Here is a 21438-nt window from a genome sequence, read left to right as displayed (position 1 = left end):
AGTCTGCGTAGTCTGTAGAAGGACTAATAAATGTCAATATATTCATTTTATAGTCCTCCGTTAACTTTATTATTATCATTATTTATCTAAGATTACTTTTAGAGAATACTTTCAAATAAACATATTTCACCTAAGTTCCCTTTATATTATAATCTGTTAAAACTTCCCGTTGCTATTTTTCCACTCATCTTCCGCTGGAATCGTTTCTAGTATATCCCAGTGTTCTGCGACCTTTCCATTCTCCACTCTAAATAAGTCATAGAATGAAGTATGAGTGCCTCCTAATGTACCTTCACTTACCGTTAATACAAAATTACCTTCTGCCACTACTAAATGAACTTTATCATACTGCATTGTAATCCCTTGTTTTGCCCATTCTTCTAGAGCTTTTCCTAGCCCAGTTAAACCGTCAGCAATATAGGGGTTATGTTGGATATAATTATCTCCATCGAAATACGAAGTTAATTTATCAGGATTTTGTCCCATCAAAACATCTTTCACAAAATTCTCAACTAGTTTTTTGTTTTCAGCTGTTTTATCTATATCTTTTATTTCAGTTTCCCCATCAAGCATTGTGTGTCCATTGGCTGTATCCGTAACAAGTTCCTGAATATTATCCCAATGCTCAACAATTTGTCCGTTCTCAAATCTAAAGATATCAAAGATCGCTTTTGGACCATTAAGTTCATATTCTGAGTGTACCGCTACTAGTTCTCCATCTTCGATAACACGCTTAACCTCAACCTTTGTTCCAATTGACTTTAGATAGTCTAAAGAACCCGTCAATCCTTCTCTTCCATTTTCAAAATTTAAATTATGTTGTATATATGTTTCAGAGCTTACAAAACTTTCGATTGCCTCTTTCTCTCCACTTTCTAGACTCTCCAATACTGCTACAGCTTTTTCTTTATTCGTCAATTCGCTAACCTCCTGATTTTGATTAGAATTACTTTCTGTTTCTGAGCTATTATTACCACATGCCGCTAATACAATAGCTAAAACTAAGAAAAGACTTATTGATAAAATAGTCTTATTCATTTTACCCACTCCTTAATATTCTATGATGTTTTTCGTTAGTTGTAACTACTTTAGTTACAACTTAGTTTAAAAATTAACTCTCACCTTTTTATGAGAGAAACTTTTTTATTATTGGGTTGATCAACCTATATGTAACTATAATAGTTACAACTCGTTTTGTCAACGTTAATTTTTAAATTCATTATAGTTTAGATAAAAAATCATCTCTTTATTTAAAGAGATGATCCATAACTTCTTGAAGCGTTTTATTATTCAATTCGTTTTCCATTGCGGATTGGACACTTTTAAAAGTAACATCCAATGTACCTTGTATTGTCTTCCCAACAGGGCAATCAGGATTTGGTTTATCATGTATGGAAAATAATTCTTTTTCTAGATTAACAGCTTTATAGATGTCTAATAACGTAATATCTTTCGGGTCTCTAGTTAAAGAAAAGCCAGATACTCCAGCTCTAGAAGTTAATAAACCAGCTTTTTTTAAATTACTGCTAATCCTTCTAATGACAACTGGATTGGTAGTCACACTATCAGCAATCTGCTCAGAAGACAGCTTGGAATTAAAAGCGACTAAAGCCAGGATATGGATTGCAACAGAAAGACGAGTATTAATCATGTATAATCACTCCCTTTTTACAATATTAGTTACTTATATATATACTTGTCAACTTACTGCATAAATAAAAGGGAACACCACTCTTCTAAAATAGAAATGTTGAAGATGAAAGTCAGTAAGTAATTAATACCAAATACAGACAACTATATATAGTTACGACCAACGTCAATCCCTTTTCAATAAAGGATTGGCATTGGTCATTTTAACAGTTATATTGGAATTTATAAAGCGATTTAAATAAACACTTCGCTACTTAAAAAGCCTTCTTGCTGCATAAAACCATTCGTTCATTAAAGCTCCATTACTATAAGTATATTTATTCACAAACCCACGACTACCATTTGTTTAAAAGTTATTATCGATACCCTTTTTTTATTTGCATTAGTAAACTATTATAAAATTGAGGTAAATGAGGGTTCAATCAATTTTACTGCCTCTGTTACAACTTTGCTAATTTGCGGCTCTGCTTCACGACCATTTGGGGATAACTCATGACTTCTCTGACGGGCCATATGCCACAAAGAACGCAAGTTAATGCCAAATATGCTTTCTACAGCTACATAAAACCCTAGCCTTCGGCGAGCTTCTTGTTTCTTTCCTTTATTCTTCAAAACTTTTATATACGATTTGAAATCTGGTATGACGGTTTCCTCTAAAAATTCTCTACGTTCCTGCTCTGTGTGACAATCATCAGGAAACACTATTGTTAAACCATGCTTTATATAATTAATATATCGACCGCTTTCGTAGTTTTTAGAATTGTGCCGATACCTATTCATTTCAGCCTCTGTTGCCCTATCAAAGATAAATTCATAAATAAACGATAATAATTCAATTGGTTCGGCATGTTGTTGTACAAATCCATAATTTTCTACAACTTTAGGTTTAGAAGGTGTTTTATAATTTTTCTCAAATGCCTTTACTAAAACGGCATCTGCAGAAAGTCCATTATAAATTCCGACCATCATCGGTACAGCGATTAACTTTGCTTGCGGAATGACTGAGTATACTTTAAGCGTTTCGCCTAAATACTCAAATTTTGCTTCAAGTATTTTCTCCCAGTCTTGCTTTGGTAAATTGTCTAATGAATATTCCAATTTCACTCCCCCGTTTACTGCTTAAATGTTAACTACACTTACAGTGATGGATAATACACCTATAATAATAGCTGGGGTTATGGATAGAATGGATTCACGTGCCCTCATTCTTAATACGATACCAACCAACATAATCATCGAGATCCAAACTCCGCCTACTACAGCAGCAGTTGTGTACCAAATACCAACCTGCATAAACAGTCCGCCCATTAATTGGACGAAGCCTGTTACATAGCGGAAATAAGCAGGTAATTGTAAATGTGTCATTTTTTCTTTTGTATAGTTAGCTCCCGTGAACGCCAGAAAAGAAAGGAACGCAAATAGCGTCCCAATAACAACTTGTATAATTAAAGTGAATAAAAGCATTCATTATCCCTCCTCAGCAAGAATTACCATCAAGGGTGCATTGAATAACATCAAAGTCATTCGTTTTTACCTTTTGGCTTTCCTGTTCGATTACTTTTTCAAACACCTCTTTACTAGCAGCTCCAGAAATACGCTCTTCCCCAATAATAAACGTGGGAACTCCGGTAATTTGTGCTTCTTCGTAGGCGTGTTTTAGGGCCTGTTGTTGTGTTTCACGGTATTTTCTTGTTACTAGTGCCTCTTTGAATTTCGTTTCATCAAGTCCGACTTCTTTAGCGAGAGCTGTTAATACCCCAATATCACCAATATTTTTTTCTTCTTGAAAGAAAGCTTTATACAATCGGTCATTATATTCTTTCGCTTTATGGTGTTCTTTAGCAAAGTGGAACCCTTCATGCGCTAAATCTGTATACGGATGAGGAGAAACGTTTGGTAATTTCATGTCTACACCCCATGCTTCAATTCTGGGATAAATGGAATGTTCCCACAAAGCTAATTTAGAAGGATCATTTACTGGGTCTAATGGTTGTAAAGGTCTTGGTCGTAATTCGTACGGCATCCACTCTACCTCAACATCTTTTCCATCAATCGCCTTTTCAAATTGGTCTTTACCTAAAAAACAAAATGGGCATACATAATCTGAATAAATTTTAACCTTTAATGTCATTTAATTGCCCTCCTAACTAAAGATATAAAATTTTCCCGTTTTTCATTAAACTATAGATTAAATCAAATACCATTAGCCTATGACCAATGGTATTTTGATTTCAAATAGAGCTTTTTATTCTGCTTCACCGACAACTGTAAAACGACCATTTATATGTTGAGGATTTTCAATTTCATCGACTACTGCAATAGCATAGTCTGCATAGCTGATATAACTTTCACCTTTTGAATTAACCAGAAGATGGTCTTTTCCAGACTTATATGAACCAGTTCTTTTTCCTTCCGCATCAAACATCGCAGAAGGACTAATAAATGTCCATGCAATATTAGAAGTTTCCTCTAATTCTTGTAAGTTACGTCCTTGCCCTTTAGCTGTAGGAATAAATATATCTGGAAAATCAGGTGTTTCCATTACCGTAATTGTTTTATTTTCGTCTACGTAAAGGCTTCCTGCTCCACCTACAATAATGGCTCTTGTATTTGTCCCTTTTATTGCCTCAATTAAAGCATGACCAGCATCGACGTGTGCTTGCTCTTCTCCTAGAGGCGCACCAAAGGCGTTAACCACTACGTCGAAATTTTTCACATCATCAGATGTAAGATCAAATATATTTTTTTCTATAACCGAAACGCTTTTATCTTTTAGTTTTGAAGTATCTCTTACAATAGCTGTTACTTCATGTCCACGATTAACAGCTTCTTCCATAATAAAACTTCCTGCTTTACCACTTGCTCCAATAATTGCAATTCTCATTTTATAACCTCCTAAGAATATTGTATGTAACCAATTCGATTACATGTAACCATTATAGTTACATGTAAATCGTGTGTCAATACTTTAACTTATAAATAATATTCCTATTCCGCTAATCGTCTATTCATAATTAATAGTATGAACACACTTGTAATAAAATTAATTACAGGTATGTTATCATGAATGAAATAGCTATTTAAAGAAAGGTGACTTAAGTTGTCCATCAGCAGCAGATTCTCCGTTGGTATTCATATATTGGCTCTAATTGAAATAAATAAGGGTGGTGTTAGCACCTCAGAGTTTTTAGCGGATAGTGTAAATACAAACCCAGCAGTGATTAGAAAAATTATGGGAATGCTTAAAAATGCAGAGTTAGTAAAAGTTCGACCGGGTATCGCAGGAGCTGAATTACGAAGAAAATTATCCGAAATTACATTACTGGATGTCTATAAAGCAGTTAATGTTGTCCAAGACAAAGAATTGTTTAGCATTCATGAAAATCCTAATCCTCAATGCCCCGTTGGTAGAAATATTCAAAATACAATAGGGCCTCTGTTAGAAATTGCTCAAACGGCATTAGAAAAAGCTCTCGGAAATGTTACCATTGAAGACGTAGTAAGGGATATTATTGAAAGAGAGAAATTGAATAATAATTAAAAATAAAAAAACGGCATTCCTCTTGGTCAAGACCCCATTTAGTGGACATTGAAAAAACACCTATCCAAAATGACGTCGATACTCTATCGGCGTCATTTTGTTTAATTTACGCTGTGGCCGTTTTCGGTTGTAAAAACGGATATATTTCTCAATTCGCCTTTGTGCCTCTAGCAAATTTCGTATATCATAAGGATAGAGTCCTTCCGTTTTGAGATGCGAGAAGAAACTCTCCATAGAGGCGTTGTCTAAACAATTGCCTTGACGAGACATGCTGATTTGGGCACCAACCTTCGGCAGCATGTCGTGGTAGGCATGAGACGTGTACTGGAATCCTTGGTCGCTGTGAACGATCAATTCAGTCACGTCTTTTTGCTTGGAGAACGCTTTGGAAAATGTTCGAAGTACCAGCTCATTGTCATTCCGTTCACTAAGTTCGTAAGCCACAATTTCGTTGTTAAATAGGTCTTTCACGGCTGAAAGATAGAGCCAGCGCTCGCCAACCCGGTATTGAGTCACATCTGTCACCCACTTCTGGTTTGGTTTTTCGGAAGTGAACTTCCGCTGAAGCAGATTCTCAGCCACCCGTTCGGCAGCTTTATACGTCATGTTAAATCGACGTTTCTGGCGAATGCTGGCTTGAAGGCCAAGCTTTTGCATCAGGCGTAGTACCTTCTTGTGGTTCATCCATACCCCTTCATCTTGCCACAAGAACAGCTGAATCTGTCGGTATCCATACTTTCCTTCGTATCGTTTGTACACTTTGCGTATGAGTTGTTTATCCTCTGCATTTCGATCTATCTTTTTTCGCTTCAAATACGCGTAGTAACACTTTTAGAGACGTTTACTACTTGGCCGATGTCTGCCGTTTGTTCGATAAGCTTGAACCGCTGCTCTTTGCCTCCCGTATCCAGATTTCTAAACACTTTTTTAGCATCGCATTTTCCCGTTTCAATTGTTGAACATATCGCTCTTGATCTATATATTCCTTCCGTCTTCCGCGTTGATCTAACAGACCAAATTCACCTTTTTCACGGTATTTGCGCATCCAATGCTTCATCCGACCCTCATCTTGAATTCCGAAATGATCGTTAGTACCGTCTAGATCAAAAATGATGCATTTCATTGTATCGAACTCCTCATCATTTGCATGAAAATACTTAAAAGGTGTATACCATGAAAACGCCTGAATGACCTAATAGAATGATCATGCTAATGAGCAAAATATTTTCTATTACTAAACATCCGCAATGGTGTTGAAGCTGTTGAATCATATGTTTAGGTGATACAAGGTGGACCTAGGGCTGCCGCCTTTGCCAAAAAGAGCGGGTCTGCTTATGGTGCAAGGCAGACCCGCTCTTCACGCAGTTCCGTAGCGTTGTACCGGGGGAAATTCAATGATCAGTTCCGGGAAATTCTCTGCAGTTTCAGGGCAGTTCCGCGCCCAGTTCAAGGGCTCGCTTCTATGCGTAATTCTGCGCGTACTTCCGTTTTATCGGTATTGTCGTCATTTCCATCCGATTTATCCCGTCCCGAAACGGTTTGGCATCTTACCGGCTAAGCCTCCGATAACAGCGAACCGACAAGGGAAGGAACACGGCGATAAGCAGCAGCGGCCAAGCGATCGATAGCAGGACGGCATGCTGCGACATCCAGGAGCTTCCCTGCCAGCCGGGATTGAGAAACAGCTCCCGGGCAGCTGTAGCGCTGGCGGACAGCGGATTCCATTCCGCAACCGCGCCCAGCCATGCCGGCATCGTCGACGGGTCGACGAACACGTTCGACAGGAAGCCGACCGGCCAGACGAGGAGCTGGACCGCGGAGACGGCATGGGGACTGCTTGCCTTGAGGCCGATGTATACGCCTACCCACAGTAAGGCGAAACGCAGCAGCAGGAGCAGGGCAAATGCAGTAACCGCATTTGCAAGGCCATCATGCCAGCGCCAGCCGAGTAGGAGTCCCGTCGCAACCAGCACCGTGAGTCCGACGACGGAATTGAGCATATCGGCGGTGCATCGTCCGAGGAGGACGGCCGAAGCGTTCATGGGCATCGACCGGAATCGGTCGGTGACACCTTTGGATGCATCGGCGGTAACCGCCATGACCGTGCTTTCAACCCCGAACAACATCGCCATCGCGTACATGCCCGGCATCAGGAATTCGAAGTACGACCCATTGTCCGGCACGCGGAGCGCTCCTCCGAACAGAAGCCCGAACATCAACACCATCAGGACGGGGAATAGCCAGTTGATCATGATCAAGCCTGGCTGCCCCCGCCAATGCTGCAGTTCCCGCAGCGTAAGGACCCACACGTCGCTGACGGCATAGCGGAATCGGGCTCCGAGGGAGCGGTTGACCGGTGCGGAAGGAAGTTCATGCGATTGAGGGATCATGCTTAAGCCTCCTGTTCGAACTTAGTTTTGGACTTACCGGTTATGTGGATGAATACCTCGTCGAGCGTCGGCCGCCGCAGTAGCATGTCCTTGGGCTCCAGGCCGGCTTCGGCGAAGGCGGCGGCCGCCTTGATGAGTGTGCCGGTACGGTCACTGACCGGGACGCTTAGCCGGTAGTCGGCCTCGTCGGTCATCATCGGCGCTCCGGCAATGCGCTCCAGGATGTTTGCAGCAACGCCGGCATCGTCCTTGCTGTACAGGGCGATTTCCAGCCTGTCGCCGCCGAAGGCAGATTTCAGATCATCAGGGGTTCCTTCGGCCACGACTCTTCCCGATCGCATAATCGAGATGCTGTCAGCAAGCTGATCGGCTTCTTCGAGATATTGGGTCGTCAGCAGCACGGTTGCTCCCGCATCGCGGAGTGATCGGATGGAATCCCATACCTCCTGCCTTGCGATTGGGTCAAGACCAGTCGTCGGCTCGTCGACGAATAGCACGTCCGGGGAGACGATCAGGCTGGCCGCCAGATCCAACCGTCGCCGCATGCCTCCGGAATATTTAGAGGCGGCGGTCTCTCCCGAGCCGGATAGGCTGAATTGGGCGAGCAGTTCCTCCGCCCGGAGGCGGGCCTGTCTCGGCCGCAGGCGGCTTAAGCGGCCGAACATCTCCAGGTTTTGTCTACCGGTCAGCGCTTCGTCGATCGCCGCGTATTGGCCGACAAGCCCGATTCGCTCCCGCACGCGAGCTCCTTGGGTCCTCACATCAAATCCGGCGACGGAAACATGACCGCTGTCGGGCTGAAGAAGCGTGGAGAATACTTTGACGGCCGTCGTTTTTCCCGCCCCGTTGTGGCCGAGCAGCCCGCAGATCGTTCCCTTCGGCACCTCCAGCGAGAAACCGTTTAGCCCGGGGCCGCCTTTTGCCCCGCCAAAATTTTTTCTCACGTCATGGGCCGTAATGGCCAAGCTTGACGCCATGGATCATTCCTCCTTTGGTCTGCAGGGTAATGGCTAAAAGCGATTAGATCCTAGTGGAGTCACATCGATCAACAACATACCCATACAGTATACCGTACAGTGTACGATTTATAACGGTTTGCTGTCAATACTTTATTTTAGGGCAGACCTTCTCCTTTTCTGAACATTGTTTTTTCAAAGCGGGGATGTGGTAGAATGTGTGTATACTACTTACAACGGAATGGAGTCATGACGGATATGAGCGTAAATAGACGAGAGCATGATCCTGTTCGAGCCCTCCACCTGCTCTGGGGACCCCAGACGACGCCTGGCCGAACAGGCCTTACGGTTCGCAAAATCGTATCGGCCGGCATGGACATCGCGGACGAAGAGGGCATCGAGCAGCTGTCGATGCGGAAAGTGGCCGACCGGCTGGGCGTTGGCGCAATGTCGTTATACACCTATGTTCCCGCAAAAAACGAGCTGCTGGACCTGATGATGGACGCGGTGAACGCTGGACTGTACGAAACCGGGGATATCCGGTCCGAGGCGGGAGGGGATTGGCGGGAAGCGGTCCGCTATATCGCGAAAGTCAATTGGGAGCAGTTCATGAAGCATCCTTGGATCGTAGATTTATCCGGCCGCCGTCCGGTTCTCGGACCGCACATGATTCAGAAATACGAGGTGGAGCTAAGGGCTTTGGATGGAATCGGACTGACCGATATCGAGATGGATTCGACCTTGTCCTTGATCTTGATGCATGTCGAGAGTTGTGCCCGCTTGCGAAACAGCATGAAGTCGACGCGGATTGCGACGGGAATGGACGATGACGAATGGTGGCTGAACTATGAGCCCGTCATGGAGCATATCGTTGACTGGCAGCGGTTTCCGGTCGCGTCCCGCGTCGGTGAGGCCGCTGGCCAAGCCCATCAGAATGCGTATAATCCGGAGCATGCGTACACTTTCGGTCTGGAGCGGATCATCGATGGGACGGGCCTGCTGATCGCCCGGAACGGAGGCATTACGTCCAGCGGTGATCATGCTGGTGAATAACACCTGAAGTGGATTTTGGGGATCCCTACGACGAAACCGGATGTCCCGATAGAGATGAACGACTACTCGTTACGCAGGGCAGTAGCTTCAGCATAATCAGCGACTTCTAATGTTACTATGTTTTTGTCACCCGACATGTTTTTAGGTTGCAAAATAATAAGTTGATATATAACTGATAGAACAAGGCTGCCGTTTTGTAAATGGCAGCCTTGTGTGGTTGTTCATTTGGATTGTGATTGTGATCGTAGTTTAGTTTTTAACTGAACCCCAAGCATTTTTTATTTCATAAATAGTTTTATATCGTTGTCTTCGATCCTTAGTAACTGCTCGTATAGCGACTTCGTATAGTAAGCTGTTTGCCTCCCATTTTGAAAACGAATGATCCATTTCGCCGCCAAGTAATCCAAAAGCGATAGCTCTCATCGTGAAATCATTTGTTCTTGCATCAATAGGCGCACCTAATATTAACTCTTCCGGAGATTTCAAACGTCTTGCTCCCCAAAAGTTCTCTCCCATGTCATTTACGGAAGGTGCCAACCTGTAGAAGGCTTCTTTAATGCTTGGAAACTCCATAAAAGGGATTTGGTTCTTGTATAACCTCTCCTTATAGTCCATCAATTTTGCTCATATTCATGATGTAATAATATTCAAAAACTATTACTGCGATTATCCTAAATATCAAAAAATAAACGATTCCGGGTTCGTGGAAACCAAGAATCGTTCATTTAAAGTTATGGCTCGTGTACAATTCCAATCTCGGTAGATTTATCCGATAATTACCGTTTGATTTTAGGAGTCCGTCACAAAACTGTTTGACTTCCGCAGTCCCGCAAACCTTAAGGCAGGAAATTTACCCGAGCTTGCGGATTTCGTAAAGGTGGTAGAACATTTAGCGCTAATTATTTTGATGTCACCCGATCGACTTTAGTTTCCCGGCGTGAAGTTAATTTTCATAGCTTGTGCCATTAACACCGGTAAATCTGTATTTTGATGCAGACCTCTAAAGAGATCAGCACCTGGACCAAATGCGTAGAGCGGAATATCAACACCTGTGTGGTTATAGCTTGTCCATCCTATATTAGCCCGTTCCGAGATCACTTCATTGATGGCGATATCCGGTTTTTCTGCGGATTTAATTTTTTGAACCTCTGCATCGGTAAGATCTAAATTTGTATATTGTTTCACTACCTCTTTTACATTACTGCGGGTTGCATTCAACTTCGTTACCATAAAATCGCCGGTAGCTGTTACGTTGCGAAGGACTTCTAGTTTCACATCTCCCTGACCATAGCCACCAACTGCCATACCGCCAGTATCATGGTCGCCTGCTACAACAATCAAGGTGTTTTTATCCTTCTTTGCAAATTCCAATGCTGCTTCCAATGCCTGCTCGAATGCTTTCGAATCTTTCATTGCCCACGCTGCATCATGATCATGGCCTGCCCAATCAATTTGGCTTCCTTCAACCATTAGGAAGAATCCGTCTTTATCCTTGTTAAGAACCTCCAATGCCGTTTCCGTCATTTCTCTAAGGCTTGGCTGATTGGTCGTGTCACGATCCAATTCCGGTGCCATGGCATCTTCAGCAAACAAACCAATTACTTTATCAGACTTTTTGGCTTTACTTAAGTCTTTTTTGTTCGATATATACTGGTAGCCCTTTTCTCCCGCCTGATCTAGAAGAGATTCAGGGAAATACTTTTTTCCTCCGCCCAGGATGACATCCACATCATTATCAATAAGTTGGGGTGCGATCCCCGCCTCATCCGCACGGGTGGCCACGTGTGATGCGAACACAGCCGGTGTCGCATGTGTAATCGTTGAAGTTGCAACTAATCCAGACGCTTTACCTTCTTCTTCAGCGGTTTCGAGAATCGTTTTCAGCTTTTTACCTTCAGGAGAAGTGCTGATCATTCCATTATTTGTTTTTACACCGGCCGCAAATGCTGTTCCGGCAGCGGCTGAATCGGTGATCTCAGAGTTTGCAGAATAGGTACGGTGCATACCAACCAGTATGGAGTCCAAAAGGGTTTCTTCACCCTTAAACCAACGGTAATTGGTTGCATAGGAAGCGGAAAAACCATCGGGAACCATGAAGATGACATTTTTAGCTTTTCCTTTATCATTTGAGTTCGCTTTCGCATGTGATAGCGGCAAATGGGTCCCGGCAAAAGTCCCTACCGCTATTACAGAAGCTGCCGCGATCATTACTACATTTTTTTTGAATTTGTTCACTATTTACCCTCCCTATAAATTAATTCCAATTTAATATAACTCTTAAATATAAACTCAGTATTTTTGAAGTGTAAATTATTTTGACTGGACAATATTCAATTACAACTGGACACTTCCTCCAGGGAGACGAATATAAATTCTATACCCTCAGCGTCACACTTTAGTCTCCGAGACTTCGAAACCCTTACGGTAGAACACGACTTCCTTCCTCCATTCATTTAATTAAAAGAAATTCTGGGTTCTGCTGATTTTTCACTGAATATCCTGTTTGCTTTTTCGTGTAAGAATTAATCTCCGCGCTGTCTGTAACGGCAAGTATTTCGAAAAAGAAGGAGCGCTGTTATCCCCCTCATAATCTTCAACTCATTCCAATTCCAAAATTGACTCACCGCTAATTATCGTTCCATTATCTTTCCCTTCACAAATTTCTTTCATTGAGCCCGGCTTGTCAAAATTAAACACATGCATTGGCAGATTGTAGTCTCTAGCTAAGATGAAAGCTGATTGATCCATTACCTTCAAGTTATATTTTAAAACATCGTTGTAGTGAACTGACCTAAACTTCCTTGCTTCTTTGTCGAACTTAGGGTCAGCATTGAGAACACCATCTACGCCTTGTTTTGCAACTAACAAAGCATCACAATTAACTTCGATTGCCCTTTGAACGGAAGGATAATCTGTTGTAACGTAGGGTTGCCCGTTTCCTCCCGCAAAAATTACTATGTAGCCCTTTTCCAGATGGTGAACTGCCCTTAGTCTGATGTATGGTTCTGCAACTGATGTAATAGGTATTGCTGTCATTACACGAACTTCTTTGTTTGATTTGGCTTTAAGAACTCCTCGAAGCATCAAGCTATTAATAACAGTCGCAAGCGTCCCGATGTTATCAGCTTCTGCTCTTTCTATTCCCCAGCTTTCCGCCATATTACCGCGAAAAATATTCCCTCCACCTATAACTAATGATACCTCAACACCTAGATTCACAACTGACATAATTTCATTGGCAATATGGTCCAACCTCTCAGGCTCAAAACCAAAGTCCGTGTTTCCGGCGACTGCTCCACCACTTAGTTTAATAAGAACTCTTTTGTACCTTGTCAAATTAACACCTCCGCGCAAATAAAAAACACTAAAGCAACGAATGCTTTAGTGTTTTAATGGAACGAGAATATGAAATTGTAACAATCGACTTATTGTAAGTCTCCCGTTTCCACCTCATATTCCCTCTCCTTCCAGTAATTTGTCATCAATTCATTCTATACTGTGTGGGAGTAAAACGCAACATCGAAAGTTGCAGAATTTCATACATTTTTTACATGAGCTCCTTTTCTAAGGGGCTCTATTTCTGTTTCTTAAGGAGGTATTTGTTTTGCGTATCATCTTTACGTATCAGGATTTAAAAGCTTCGCCATGCCAAAGCAATTCCGCAGGCGCTCCTCGAAATTGTCCAAGATTACTTCAAGCAGCTAAGGGTTGAACTTGAAGACAAAGCTAAGAGCGAATTTATCCCAAGCCCCGCAAGGAATTACGCAAAAAACTTGCCCTTATTTATGATACGGTTCACCGCACCTAATCTGTAAATAATGATGAACACAAAATGATACGCACTATTGACTTAAGTCAATGAACGTCATAAACCTTCCTATTACAATGGAATCACGACTAATAATTAGGAGGGGTTATTGATGGTTACCTCAGGAAAAGTTCTATCCGATCTGCGAAAATCTGCTCTGACTGCTGGCATATCACTTATTATCATGGCGCTTGCAGCATTTTTTTCGTATGGCTATGTCCATGGAAGCCTTATGTTGCAAGGGGATGCCAGCGCTACACTTCAGAACATTATTTCACAAAATATGCTTTTCAAAGCTGAAATCTTTGGTTGGATCATCATCCTGATCTGTAACATTGTGGTCGCCTGGTCTTTCTATATATTCCTAAAGCCAATTAATAGAAATCTTTCATTGCTCGGTGCATGGCTCCGACTTACTTATGCGACTATATTGGGAATTGCGACGAACAACTTCAAGTACAAGTTATGTTGTATCTGAAAGCCTTTGATTCAATATGGTCCATTGGTTTAATTGTTTTTGGCGGGCATCCACTGATTGTAGGGTGGGTGGCTCTCAAATCAGACAGCGTACCTAAATTGATTAGCATCCTATTGTTGATTGCTTCAATAGGTTATATTGTCATTCACCTGTACAACACGTTTCGTCCACACGACCATGGAATCTTTACGATACTTGAATTTGTATTTACTGTACCTATGATTGTTGGAGAATTAGGCTTTGGGTTATGGCCGCTGTTCAGAGGAGGGAAAGTCACTGCAAAGGCGTGACATCTGGCTAATCTTTATCTTTATGAACTCTTTTCTTAATTCTGCTTAATGACTCTGGAGTAATACCGAGATAACTCGCCAATTGATGTTGGGGTACGCGATCGATTAAATAAGGGCGTTTCATTAATAGTCCTTTGAAGCGGTCTTCAGGTGAAGAAGCGATAAAAGCAGCGAATTCATCTTGTACTTGACCAAAGTTCTCCTCGATCATCTTGCGTGTCATAGATTCCAATTGAGCGTATTTGTTATACACGCCCTTTTCAGGATCTAAATCGCCAACGACCATCACAGAATCTTCAAGGTAAGTGAAGGTGTATTCGGATGACTTATCTAGTTTATGATGATTGAAAATTGAAATGGTTTGCTCTTCGGTGTAGAAATTCGATGTGATTTCTCTTCCCGCTTCATCTATCGAGTACTGCCTTACGCATCCCTTCAAGACGAAATAACATTTCGTGGGCACATCTCCTTGTTTTAGGAGAATTGATCCCTTTTTAAATTCTTCAATATGTATCTCATTAACGATCGCTTGTTGTTCTTCTTCGTTAGGGGATGTCAATCTAGTCATATGCTTGAAATATGTCTTTCATTTTCGCCTTCCTTTCATCTCTCTCCAATTAACAGTATAACCCTAGATTAATACAACCTACTACAATCTCCATTCGTTGCTTTACCACTATTTGTGATACGGTTCACCGTGAATGATCTTAAACTATCCTGCCCGTTAGCTTAATGAAATTACATGGAAACATAGTTAGATACTTATCTAATCGGTAATAGGCTCATGTTCTTGTTCTTTACGGCAATCGGTACAAGTTCTTGTCCTTGACTCGGGACAAGAACTTGTACCGATAAAACAAAAAAGCCGCTATTTTAGCGACTTTCAATGGGTATGTTTTTTTGGTTGTCATTTATTTTCTTTTTATCTTTAACCATTGCATATTAAATTGTATAATCAATAACCCAATAATGATTAATATTCCTCCAAAAATCAATCTATTTGTTAGTTGCTCAATTCCGAAGGAAATGGATACTACACTCGCAAATAAGGATTCAGTCATTAAGATTAGTCCAGTTGTAACCACATCAGTGTATTTTTGGCTATATATTTGTAATGTCTGAGCTAGAAATGAAGCACTTACCCCCAATATTATTACTGGTATAATTGCTTGTGACCAATTGATCAACGGGTAATCTGCACTTTCAATTAATAATGAATAAACCCCACTCATAGTTAACTGCGTTATTCCTAACATAAAAGCAACGATTTGAGGTCGTGCACCAGTGGCAAAATGCCCATAATAAACGATCTGAAAGGATAAGGCCAAGGCCGCTAATACAGAAAACCAGTCTCCTAACTGGACATGAAATTCGTCCTCAACAATTCCAGTTAGATATGCCATCCCTAAGAGGCATAGAGCAATCGAAATATAACTTTTTTTAGCAGGTTGTTTTCGAAATACTAGCCATGTAACAAAGGGAAGTATAACGACATACATAGCTGTTAAAAATGCACTATGACTAGGTGTTGTATACTTTAGCCCAGCTGATTGTAACTGAAGAACAATACAGTTGATTACTCCAGCGAATAAGCCTACCCGGAATTCAGTACAAGTCATTTTATTTATGATTTTATAAAAAAACAAATAAATGAGTAATGCAAATATCAAACCCCGGAAAGTATTAATTAACCCTGGAGGCATCCCTGCGGCAATGGCTTGTTTGATAAAAGTGAAACTCGTTCCCCATAGAAATGCTACTATAATTAAGGCCAAATTTGCATGCGTCTTAGATAGTTTCAACTCCATTTTCCTTTCTTACCAAGGGAGCTGCATTGATAAAATGAATCCCTTGAACTACCACTTTAAGCGATTTCCAACAAAAAGCGTACCAACGCTAGATCCTTTGATAATCTCATACTGAGCGGATGGGTTTTTGCCATTTGTAATGATAGTGTCAACCCCCTGTGTGGTTGCCAACTTTGCCGCTTGTAACTTCGTTTTCATGCCTCCTCTGCCCCGGCGGGAACCAGATCCTCCTGCTGATGATTGTATTTTCTCGTCAATGGTGTTGATTCGTTCTATTAGCTTTGCGTCTGAATGCAACCGAGGATCGCTGTCGTAAAAGCCGTCAATATCTGATAGAATGACGAGTTTTCGAGCTCTACACAATACGGCGACAATAGCAGAAAGCATATCATTATCGCCAAATAATCTTTCCTCAGACTCGATTTCGTTATAACTAACGGAGTCGTTTTCGTTCACAACTGGAATTATGCCCATTTCGAGTAAAGCATCAAAAGTGTTTGTCCGCTTCTCCTTCTTTTCCTCGAATTCTATATCCTCAGCATTTAGGAGGATTTGTGCTATGGTCTTATCGTAGTCATTAAAAAATTTATCATATAAAAACATGATACTGCACTGTCCAACCGCAGCTGCAGCCTGCTTCAAACGCATAGAAGTAGGCCGCGTTTTCATTTGAAGCTTATTTGAACCTATGGCTATCGCACCGGAAGATACTAAGATAATTTCATAACCCATGTTATGAACATCGGATAATACACAGGCAAGCCGGTCAAAAGAACGCAAGTCATTTTGTCCTATTTCATTTGTCAGTGTGGAAGTTCCAACTTTCACAACAATTCTATTCTGATATAGTCCCATACTACACCTCAACAATAGACGGTGTATGCTTCACAAAAAGCAGAAATTCGTGAATGATTTGCGCCGTTTTGATTTTCATATAACCTGTGGTTGTACCGTCGCTACATCCATACCATTCTTCGCAGATAATGTCCTTATCAAATACAATTTGTATAACATTATCTTTGTCAAGTAGTGCACTAAATACAGTTGCGGCTCCGACTTTTGTTCCCAGCATCTTTTCCAGTAAGTCCGAAGGGGCAAAGGAGACTCGTGAAATTCCTAAAGCATTGCTGAACTCCTTTGACTTAAAAGGTTTATCGCCAGCCGTTATGAATAAATAAAATGCTGTTTGTTGCCGGTTGCAAAGAAATAGAGTCTTTACCATCTTCATATTCAGCTTTTTATTAATCTGCACACAATCTTCCATTGTTATCGCTTCATCGGTATCTACACGCTCAAATGGAATATGCAGGTTTTGCAACGTATGGTAGGTCTTTTCTTGTAGTACCGACTTAAACTCGGAAGGTGCTGTTGTATATATATCACTTACAAAGAACATTGATCATTTTCCTTTCACTGAGTAATTCATGTTTTTAATGTATCACTTTTATTTGGAATACAATAACGAATATTTATCATGATTTTCATTACAATACCAGATATAAAGAGATGCTTGTTAGCTTACGAATCGCTCATTTTTGCCCTTGATATGCCAGATTCACCGAACCAAATGGACCCTAACAACAAAGCAGCACCTATCAGTTGTTGCATAGTCATTTCCTCTCTTATTATTAAAGCTGAAATCATTAGTGAAGTAAGTGGATCAACATAGCTTAATACGGCGATACTTTGGGCTTTTAATCCTTTCATACCTGCGAAGAACATATAAAATCCGATTCCGCCATGAAGGACACCCAGTAAAAGCATTACAAAAATCGGCCTCCACGTGAGAGAAGAAAAATTGAAGCCATCGGTGAATAATACTAAAGGGAATAATAGCAAAACCGATAAACCAAGTTGTAAAAGGGTAATTGTCAGCCCATCCAGACCACGAATAAATTTATTTGTCATAGTTAACAAGGCATAAAATCCCGCTGCTATTAGTCCATAGCCGATACCAAGCAAATGATTCCCGTTGCTTTCCATTGTACTGTTTAGCAATATAAGGAATAATCCCAATAAAGCGACAACGATACACATCACTTTTTTAAGCGACAACTGTTCTTTTAAAACCAAAGGTGAAAACATAATAACCAAGACAGGCGCAAAATAATAGCTTAATGCCGCATTAGCTATTGTTGTTTCCTTATACGCTTGAAATAAAAAAATCCAGTTTCCGCTTAGTGCAATGCCTGCAATAAACAGAACAAAAGCATTTTTTCTTACAAGGGCCCAGGATACCTTCTGTTTTCTGAATAGAAAAATAAAAAGTAGAAATAATGCTCCAAATAGACTTAGAAATAGTGAAATTTTACTCGAAGACAGGTCAATATATTTTGCGAAAACTCCTACCGCGCCGAAGATAATCATCGACAACATAAAATACAGTTTTTCCTTCATTCTAGGCTCCTGCTTTCTATCGGTTTGAAAATAAATAATGAGTTGCCATCATTTGTTTTTTACATCATAGGTAGGTTATCATATCCTTAAAGATAACAAAAACGAATATTTTTAATGATGAGAATAACAAAATCAAATGTAAAAGAGGATATCTAATTATGGATATGAATATTCAAAAATACATGGCTTTTATCAAAACCGTCGAAATGGGCAGTTTTACAAAGGCTGCAGAAGTACTGAACTATTCCCAGTCCGGAATCAGCCGCATGATAAACGATTTGGAAAAGGAATGGCGCGTGTCACTTCTTGAACGTGGTCGTGCTGGTGTTCGTTTGACTTCTGATGGATTAAAGCTGTTACCCTTTGCTCGAAGTGTATGTAATGAATTCGAGAAATTACAGACTCAAGTAGACGAACTGAACGGCTTGCAATCTGGGTTAATTCGGATTGGAACGTTTTCCAGTGTGGCAACGCATTGGCTCCCGAATATTATCAAGATGTTTCAGAAGGATTATCCTAATATTGATTATGAACTATTACTGGGTGACTATACTGAAATAGAAGGCTGGATCTTGGAGGGTCGCGTGGATTGTGGATTTATTCGGTTACCGACAATCCCAGAGTTTGAAACAATTTTTTTGGAACAGGATAAATTACTAGTCATTTTGCCGGAGGATCATCCCATGGCCGACTGCGAACGTTTTCCTGTAAAAGCGTTATGTGATTACCCCTTCATGCTTTTAGAAAAAGGCGCTAAAGCAGAAATATCGGAAATTTTTGAAAAATGTAACATTGAACCTAACATACATTTTACAACATGGGATGATTATGCCATCATGTCAATGATTGAAAGCGGATTGGGAATCAGTATTTTGCCAGAGCTTATTTTGAAACGTATTCCATATCGAATCATAACGAAAGAACTTGATATACCAGCATATCGTAAGATAGGCCTTGCAATGAGAGATAGTAAAACAGCATCACTTGCCGTCAAGAGGTTCATTGATTACCTGCAATACAGAAACAACTTTACAAACGACGAGGTGTAACCGATCTAATGTTAAAGCTATTTCAACCCAACTCTTTCTAAACATTGCATTCCTTCACAATCATTAATCGCAATGTTAAACAACTCGGAAAATATTTAAATTTAAATGACAGTGTTTATCAATTGAAGTACACTTGGAGAGAGTAGTTTCCACTCTGTAATTACTAATTTGCTAATTATCTCGAGTTTGAATTGATTTACGAGAAAGACAACAATATGTATGAAGTGGACGTTCGGATTCCTGTCGTTAAGAACCATGGAACTTAGAAATCGATCAGATGCTCGAATTCTACTAGCGATGTATCCCGCTGATCATTGCGTCTACGAGCTGATCCTTCTCGTATTTGGGTACAGACTTGTGGAGTGGTATCTCCACAACAAGCACGATTACGGGAAGACGAAGCATGTCCATACGCAAAAAATCAAAGAAAAATGAGTACCAGCCTGCGCAGGGTTGACTCTAAAAAAGAACTCCAAAAACCTTGAATGTAATAAGAAAGCCGTTAAAAGCAGCCGATCACATTGATCTGCTGCTTTCATTTGTATTATTGCACTATCGTTTCCCGTTAGTTTTATCCTTAGGAAAAGTAATGCTCTTAACGGTACATTTGAACAAACCACATTTTAAACCCATGTTTCTCGTAAAAACTATTTATTCTTTGCCACTGCTTAGTCGCAGAATATACAACAGCCCGAGTTATGCCATTACCTTCAGCAGCTTCAAGAAGCTTATCTACCATCACGTGACCTATATTTCTACTTCAATACTCAGGGTGAACATATACCTCATCTACCTCTAGATAATGCTCTCCCTGCTCGATTACAGCTAACCCGTCGCTTACATGTATACTACCAGTTATATAGCCTACAATTTCTGAGTTGATTTCTGCAACCCAGAAGTAATTCCCGATATTGTTTCTAAACAACTTTTCGGTACTAGCCCCAAACCGTAAGTGATAGATTCTGAGACCCATATTTCAGATAGGTTAGCCACATCCGAAAGGTCCGTTCCTTTTGCTTTGTCAAAGATTACTGCCCGTTAACGTAATGAAGGACAGTTATCCGTTAGCTGATGCCATTGTACTAACCTCCCCGATATCTTAATGAAATTGCATGTAAAACATAGTTAGATAATTATCTAATCGGTAATCGGCTTATGTTCCTGTTCTTGACTCGGGACAAGAACTTGTACCGATAAAACAAAAAAGCCGCTAAATTAGCGACTTTCTATGGGACCATAATTTTGTTGTCCGACACGAGTGTCGTAAACACTCAGCTCTTTCTTTTTTTTGAAGAAATCGAACTTGATTACATAATCAAAGAGAGAGGTAATTACAACAGCTCCAAGTGGAATCATTGCGTATGCCCATGGCGGATTATTTGGAGCTTCACCAGGGGGGCATCAATTAAAATCCCATAAAGGACCAAACAATAAATTACAGCCACTACAATACCAGTTACGTTTCTATTTTTCATAGCTGTGTTTTTCACCACACCTTTCCTAATAAGTTTCTCCTCTCTCCCGTGTTAATTAATCTGACCGGCTGCCCTCTTGACTTTATTGAACTAACGTTCCCCGTTAGTTCGATCACCTACTTCAGAATCAAACATCCATTTTTCTCCCCACTCGCGCATTTGAAGCAGTACTTTTCTATATTCCTTACCTTTCTCCGTTAGCGAATATTCCACGCTTTCGGGTATTGTAGGGGTAGGGTACACTTCGCGATTAACGATTTGCAATTGTTCCAAATGCTTCAAAATATCAATTAAAGATTTAACACTTATATCGCCGACATTCCGTCTCAGTTGATTGAAACGTTGGCGGCTATAATATAGTTGAGTAATGACCTGGAATAAGGTGAATTGCCTCATCAACGACGAAAATAAAGAAATTCTATTCGAGGTCGGAAACCCGTTATTCTCCCAAGTTTGAGACAATCCTTATAATTAATCTCAGTGTACCAAATTCGTGTTGAACTGCGCTAGAGATGATTCCCACCTCATACGCGATGTGACTTT

Annotated in this window: 23 protein-coding genes and 2 pseudogenes; 5 read left to right on the top strand and 20 right to left on the bottom strand. The window is 40.8% G+C overall.

The window, feature by feature from the left end:
- Window positions 1–156: 156 nt before the first annotated feature.
- From DP091_RS27920 to DP091_RS27895, 6 genes are all read right to left on the bottom strand, one after another.
- Window positions 157–1038: a nuclear transport factor 2 family protein gene (locus DP091_RS27920; RefSeq protein WP_113061322.1), complete on the bottom strand. Its 882-nt coding sequence runs from the start codon at window positions 1036–1038 to the stop codon at window positions 157–159.
- Between the two features lie 208 nt (window positions 1039–1246).
- Complete coding sequence (locus DP091_RS27915; protein WP_113061321.1) at window positions 1247–1651, bottom strand: Rrf2 family transcriptional regulator; 405 nt, start codon at window positions 1649–1651, stop codon at window positions 1247–1249.
- 392 nt (window positions 1652–2043) lie between these two features.
- Window positions 2044–2748 carry an FAD-dependent thymidylate synthase gene (locus DP091_RS27910; protein ID WP_113061320.1) on the bottom strand — a complete coding sequence of 235 codons (705 nt, stop codon included), beginning with the start codon at window positions 2746–2748 and terminating at the stop codon, window positions 2044–2046.
- Between the two features lie 21 nt (window positions 2749–2769).
- Window positions 2770–3114, bottom strand: a complete 345-nt coding sequence (locus DP091_RS27905) for a DoxX family protein (RefSeq protein ID WP_113061319.1) — start codon at window positions 3112–3114, stop codon at window positions 2770–2772.
- Window positions 3115–3127: 13 nt separating this feature from the next.
- Window positions 3128–3781, bottom strand: a complete 654-nt coding sequence (locus DP091_RS27900; protein WP_113061318.1) for a DsbA family oxidoreductase — start codon at window positions 3779–3781, stop codon at window positions 3128–3130.
- 114 nt (window positions 3782–3895) lie between these two features.
- Window positions 3896–4534, bottom strand: a complete 639-nt coding sequence (locus tag DP091_RS27895; protein WP_113061317.1) for an NAD(P)-dependent oxidoreductase — start codon at window positions 4532–4534, stop codon at window positions 3896–3898.
- 216 nt (window positions 4535–4750) lie between these two features.
- Between DP091_RS27895 and DP091_RS27890 the strand changes: the two genes are divergently transcribed.
- Window positions 4751–5191: an Rrf2 family transcriptional regulator gene (locus DP091_RS27890; RefSeq protein WP_113061316.1), complete on the top strand. Its 441-nt coding sequence runs from the start codon at window positions 4751–4753 to the stop codon at window positions 5189–5191.
- 60 nt (window positions 5192–5251) lie between these two features.
- Here DP091_RS27890 and DP091_RS27885 read toward each other — a convergent pair whose 3' ends face one another.
- The 4 genes from DP091_RS27885 to DP091_RS27870 all read right to left on the bottom strand — a co-directional run bounded on the left by DP091_RS27885 (window position 5252) and on the right by DP091_RS27870 (window position 8558).
- Entirely contained in the window at window positions 5252–6004 is a 753-nt protein-coding gene (locus DP091_RS27885; protein WP_113061315.1) for an IS3 family transposase, read from the bottom strand.
- 31 nt (window positions 6005–6035) lie between these two features.
- Entirely contained in the window at window positions 6036–6314 is a 279-nt protein-coding gene (locus DP091_RS27880) for a hypothetical protein (RefSeq protein WP_181469938.1), read from the bottom strand.
- Between the two features lie 424 nt (window positions 6315–6738).
- Window positions 6739–7581 carry an ABC transporter permease gene (locus tag DP091_RS27875; protein ID WP_113061314.1) on the bottom strand — a complete coding sequence of 281 codons (843 nt, stop codon included), beginning with the start codon at window positions 7579–7581 and terminating at the stop codon, window positions 6739–6741.
- A 2-nt stretch (window positions 7582–7583) separates the two neighbouring features.
- Window positions 7584–8558, bottom strand: a complete 975-nt coding sequence (locus DP091_RS27870) for an ATP-binding cassette domain-containing protein (RefSeq protein ID WP_113061313.1) — start codon at window positions 8556–8558, stop codon at window positions 7584–7586.
- A gap of 237 nt (window positions 8559–8795) precedes the next feature.
- On the opposite strand from DP091_RS27870, the gene DP091_RS27865 reads away from it, so the two are divergent.
- Window positions 8796–9590, top strand: a complete 795-nt coding sequence (locus DP091_RS27865; protein ID WP_113061312.1) for a TetR/AcrR family transcriptional regulator — start codon at window positions 8796–8798, stop codon at window positions 9588–9590.
- A 249-nt stretch (window positions 9591–9839) separates the two neighbouring features.
- Here DP091_RS27865 and DP091_RS27860 read toward each other — a convergent pair whose 3' ends face one another.
- From DP091_RS27860 to pyrH, 3 genes are all read right to left on the bottom strand, one after another.
- Window positions 9840–10205, bottom strand: a complete 366-nt coding sequence (locus DP091_RS27860; RefSeq protein ID WP_181469937.1) for a hypothetical protein — start codon at window positions 10203–10205, stop codon at window positions 9840–9842.
- A gap of 309 nt (window positions 10206–10514) precedes the next feature.
- Window positions 10515–11825, bottom strand: a complete 1311-nt coding sequence (locus DP091_RS27855) for an alkaline phosphatase (protein ID WP_306438136.1) — start codon at window positions 11823–11825, stop codon at window positions 10515–10517.
- 363 nt (window positions 11826–12188) lie between these two features.
- Window positions 12189–12926 (bottom strand): UMP kinase, encoded by a 738-nt coding sequence (gene pyrH, locus DP091_RS27850; protein WP_113061311.1) that lies wholly within the window; start codon window positions 12924–12926, stop codon window positions 12189–12191.
- 584 nt (window positions 12927–13510) lie between these two features.
- Between pyrH and DP091_RS27845 the strand changes: the two are divergent.
- Window positions 13511–14166 (top strand): annotated as a pseudogene (locus tag DP091_RS27845) (DUF4386 domain-containing protein).
- 7 nt (window positions 14167–14173) lie between these two features.
- Here DP091_RS27845 and DP091_RS27840 read toward each other — a convergent pair.
- The 5 genes from DP091_RS27840 to DP091_RS27820 form a co-directional block, all read right to left on the bottom strand.
- The gene (locus tag DP091_RS27840; protein WP_113061310.1) at window positions 14174–14734 is read right to left on the bottom strand and encodes a Crp/Fnr family transcriptional regulator; all 561 of its coding nucleotides are present in this window, start codon (window positions 14732–14734) and stop codon (window positions 14174–14176) included.
- Between the two features lie 343 nt (window positions 14735–15077).
- Entirely contained in the window at window positions 15078–15968 is an 891-nt protein-coding gene (locus DP091_RS27835; protein ID WP_181469936.1) for a DMT family transporter, read from the bottom strand.
- Window positions 15969–16022: 54 nt separating this feature from the next.
- Window positions 16023–16829 (bottom strand): glutamate 5-kinase, encoded by an 807-nt coding sequence (gene proB / locus DP091_RS27830; protein ID WP_113061308.1) that lies wholly within the window; start codon window positions 16827–16829, stop codon window positions 16023–16025.
- Window position 16830: 1 nt separating this feature from the next.
- The gene (locus tag DP091_RS27825; protein ID WP_113061307.1) at window positions 16831–17370 is read right to left on the bottom strand and encodes a prolyl-tRNA synthetase associated domain-containing protein; all 540 of its coding nucleotides are present in this window, start codon (window positions 17368–17370) and stop codon (window positions 16831–16833) included.
- A 122-nt stretch (window positions 17371–17492) separates the two neighbouring features.
- The gene (locus tag DP091_RS27820) at window positions 17493–18371 is read right to left on the bottom strand and encodes a DMT family transporter (RefSeq protein ID WP_113061306.1); all 879 of its coding nucleotides are present in this window, start codon (window positions 18369–18371) and stop codon (window positions 17493–17495) included.
- A 164-nt stretch (window positions 18372–18535) separates the two neighbouring features.
- On the opposite strand from DP091_RS27820, the gene DP091_RS27815 reads away from it, so the two are divergent.
- Together DP091_RS27815 and DP091_RS32435 are read left to right on the top strand one after the other, a co-directional pair.
- Entirely contained in the window at window positions 18536–19420 is an 885-nt protein-coding gene (locus DP091_RS27815) for a LysR family transcriptional regulator (RefSeq protein ID WP_220091187.1), read from the top strand.
- A gap of 306 nt (window positions 19421–19726) precedes the next feature.
- Window positions 19727–19855: pseudogene (locus DP091_RS32435) on the top strand (aminoglycoside phosphotransferase family protein); the annotation flags it as partial.
- Between the two features lie 325 nt (window positions 19856–20180).
- Here the strand turns inward: DP091_RS32435 and DP091_RS32430 are convergent.
- Window positions 20181–20393, bottom strand: a complete 213-nt coding sequence (locus DP091_RS32430) for a GNAT family N-acetyltransferase (RefSeq protein WP_113061304.1) — start codon at window positions 20391–20393, stop codon at window positions 20181–20183.
- Between the two features lie 592 nt (window positions 20394–20985).
- Window positions 20986–21291: a winged helix-turn-helix transcriptional regulator gene (locus tag DP091_RS32425; protein ID WP_113061303.1), complete on the bottom strand. Its 306-nt coding sequence runs from the start codon at window positions 21289–21291 to the stop codon at window positions 20986–20988.
- Window positions 21292–21438 lie beyond the last annotated feature (147 nt).

This window comes from Paenibacillus sp. MDMC362 (assembly GCF_003269305.1).
Classification (GTDB): Bacteria; Bacillota; Bacilli; order Paenibacillales; family Paenibacillaceae; genus Paenibacillus_AQ.
The sequence above is the reverse complement of the archived record's forward strand: the minus strand, read 5'-3'. Positions and strand labels throughout refer to the sequence as shown.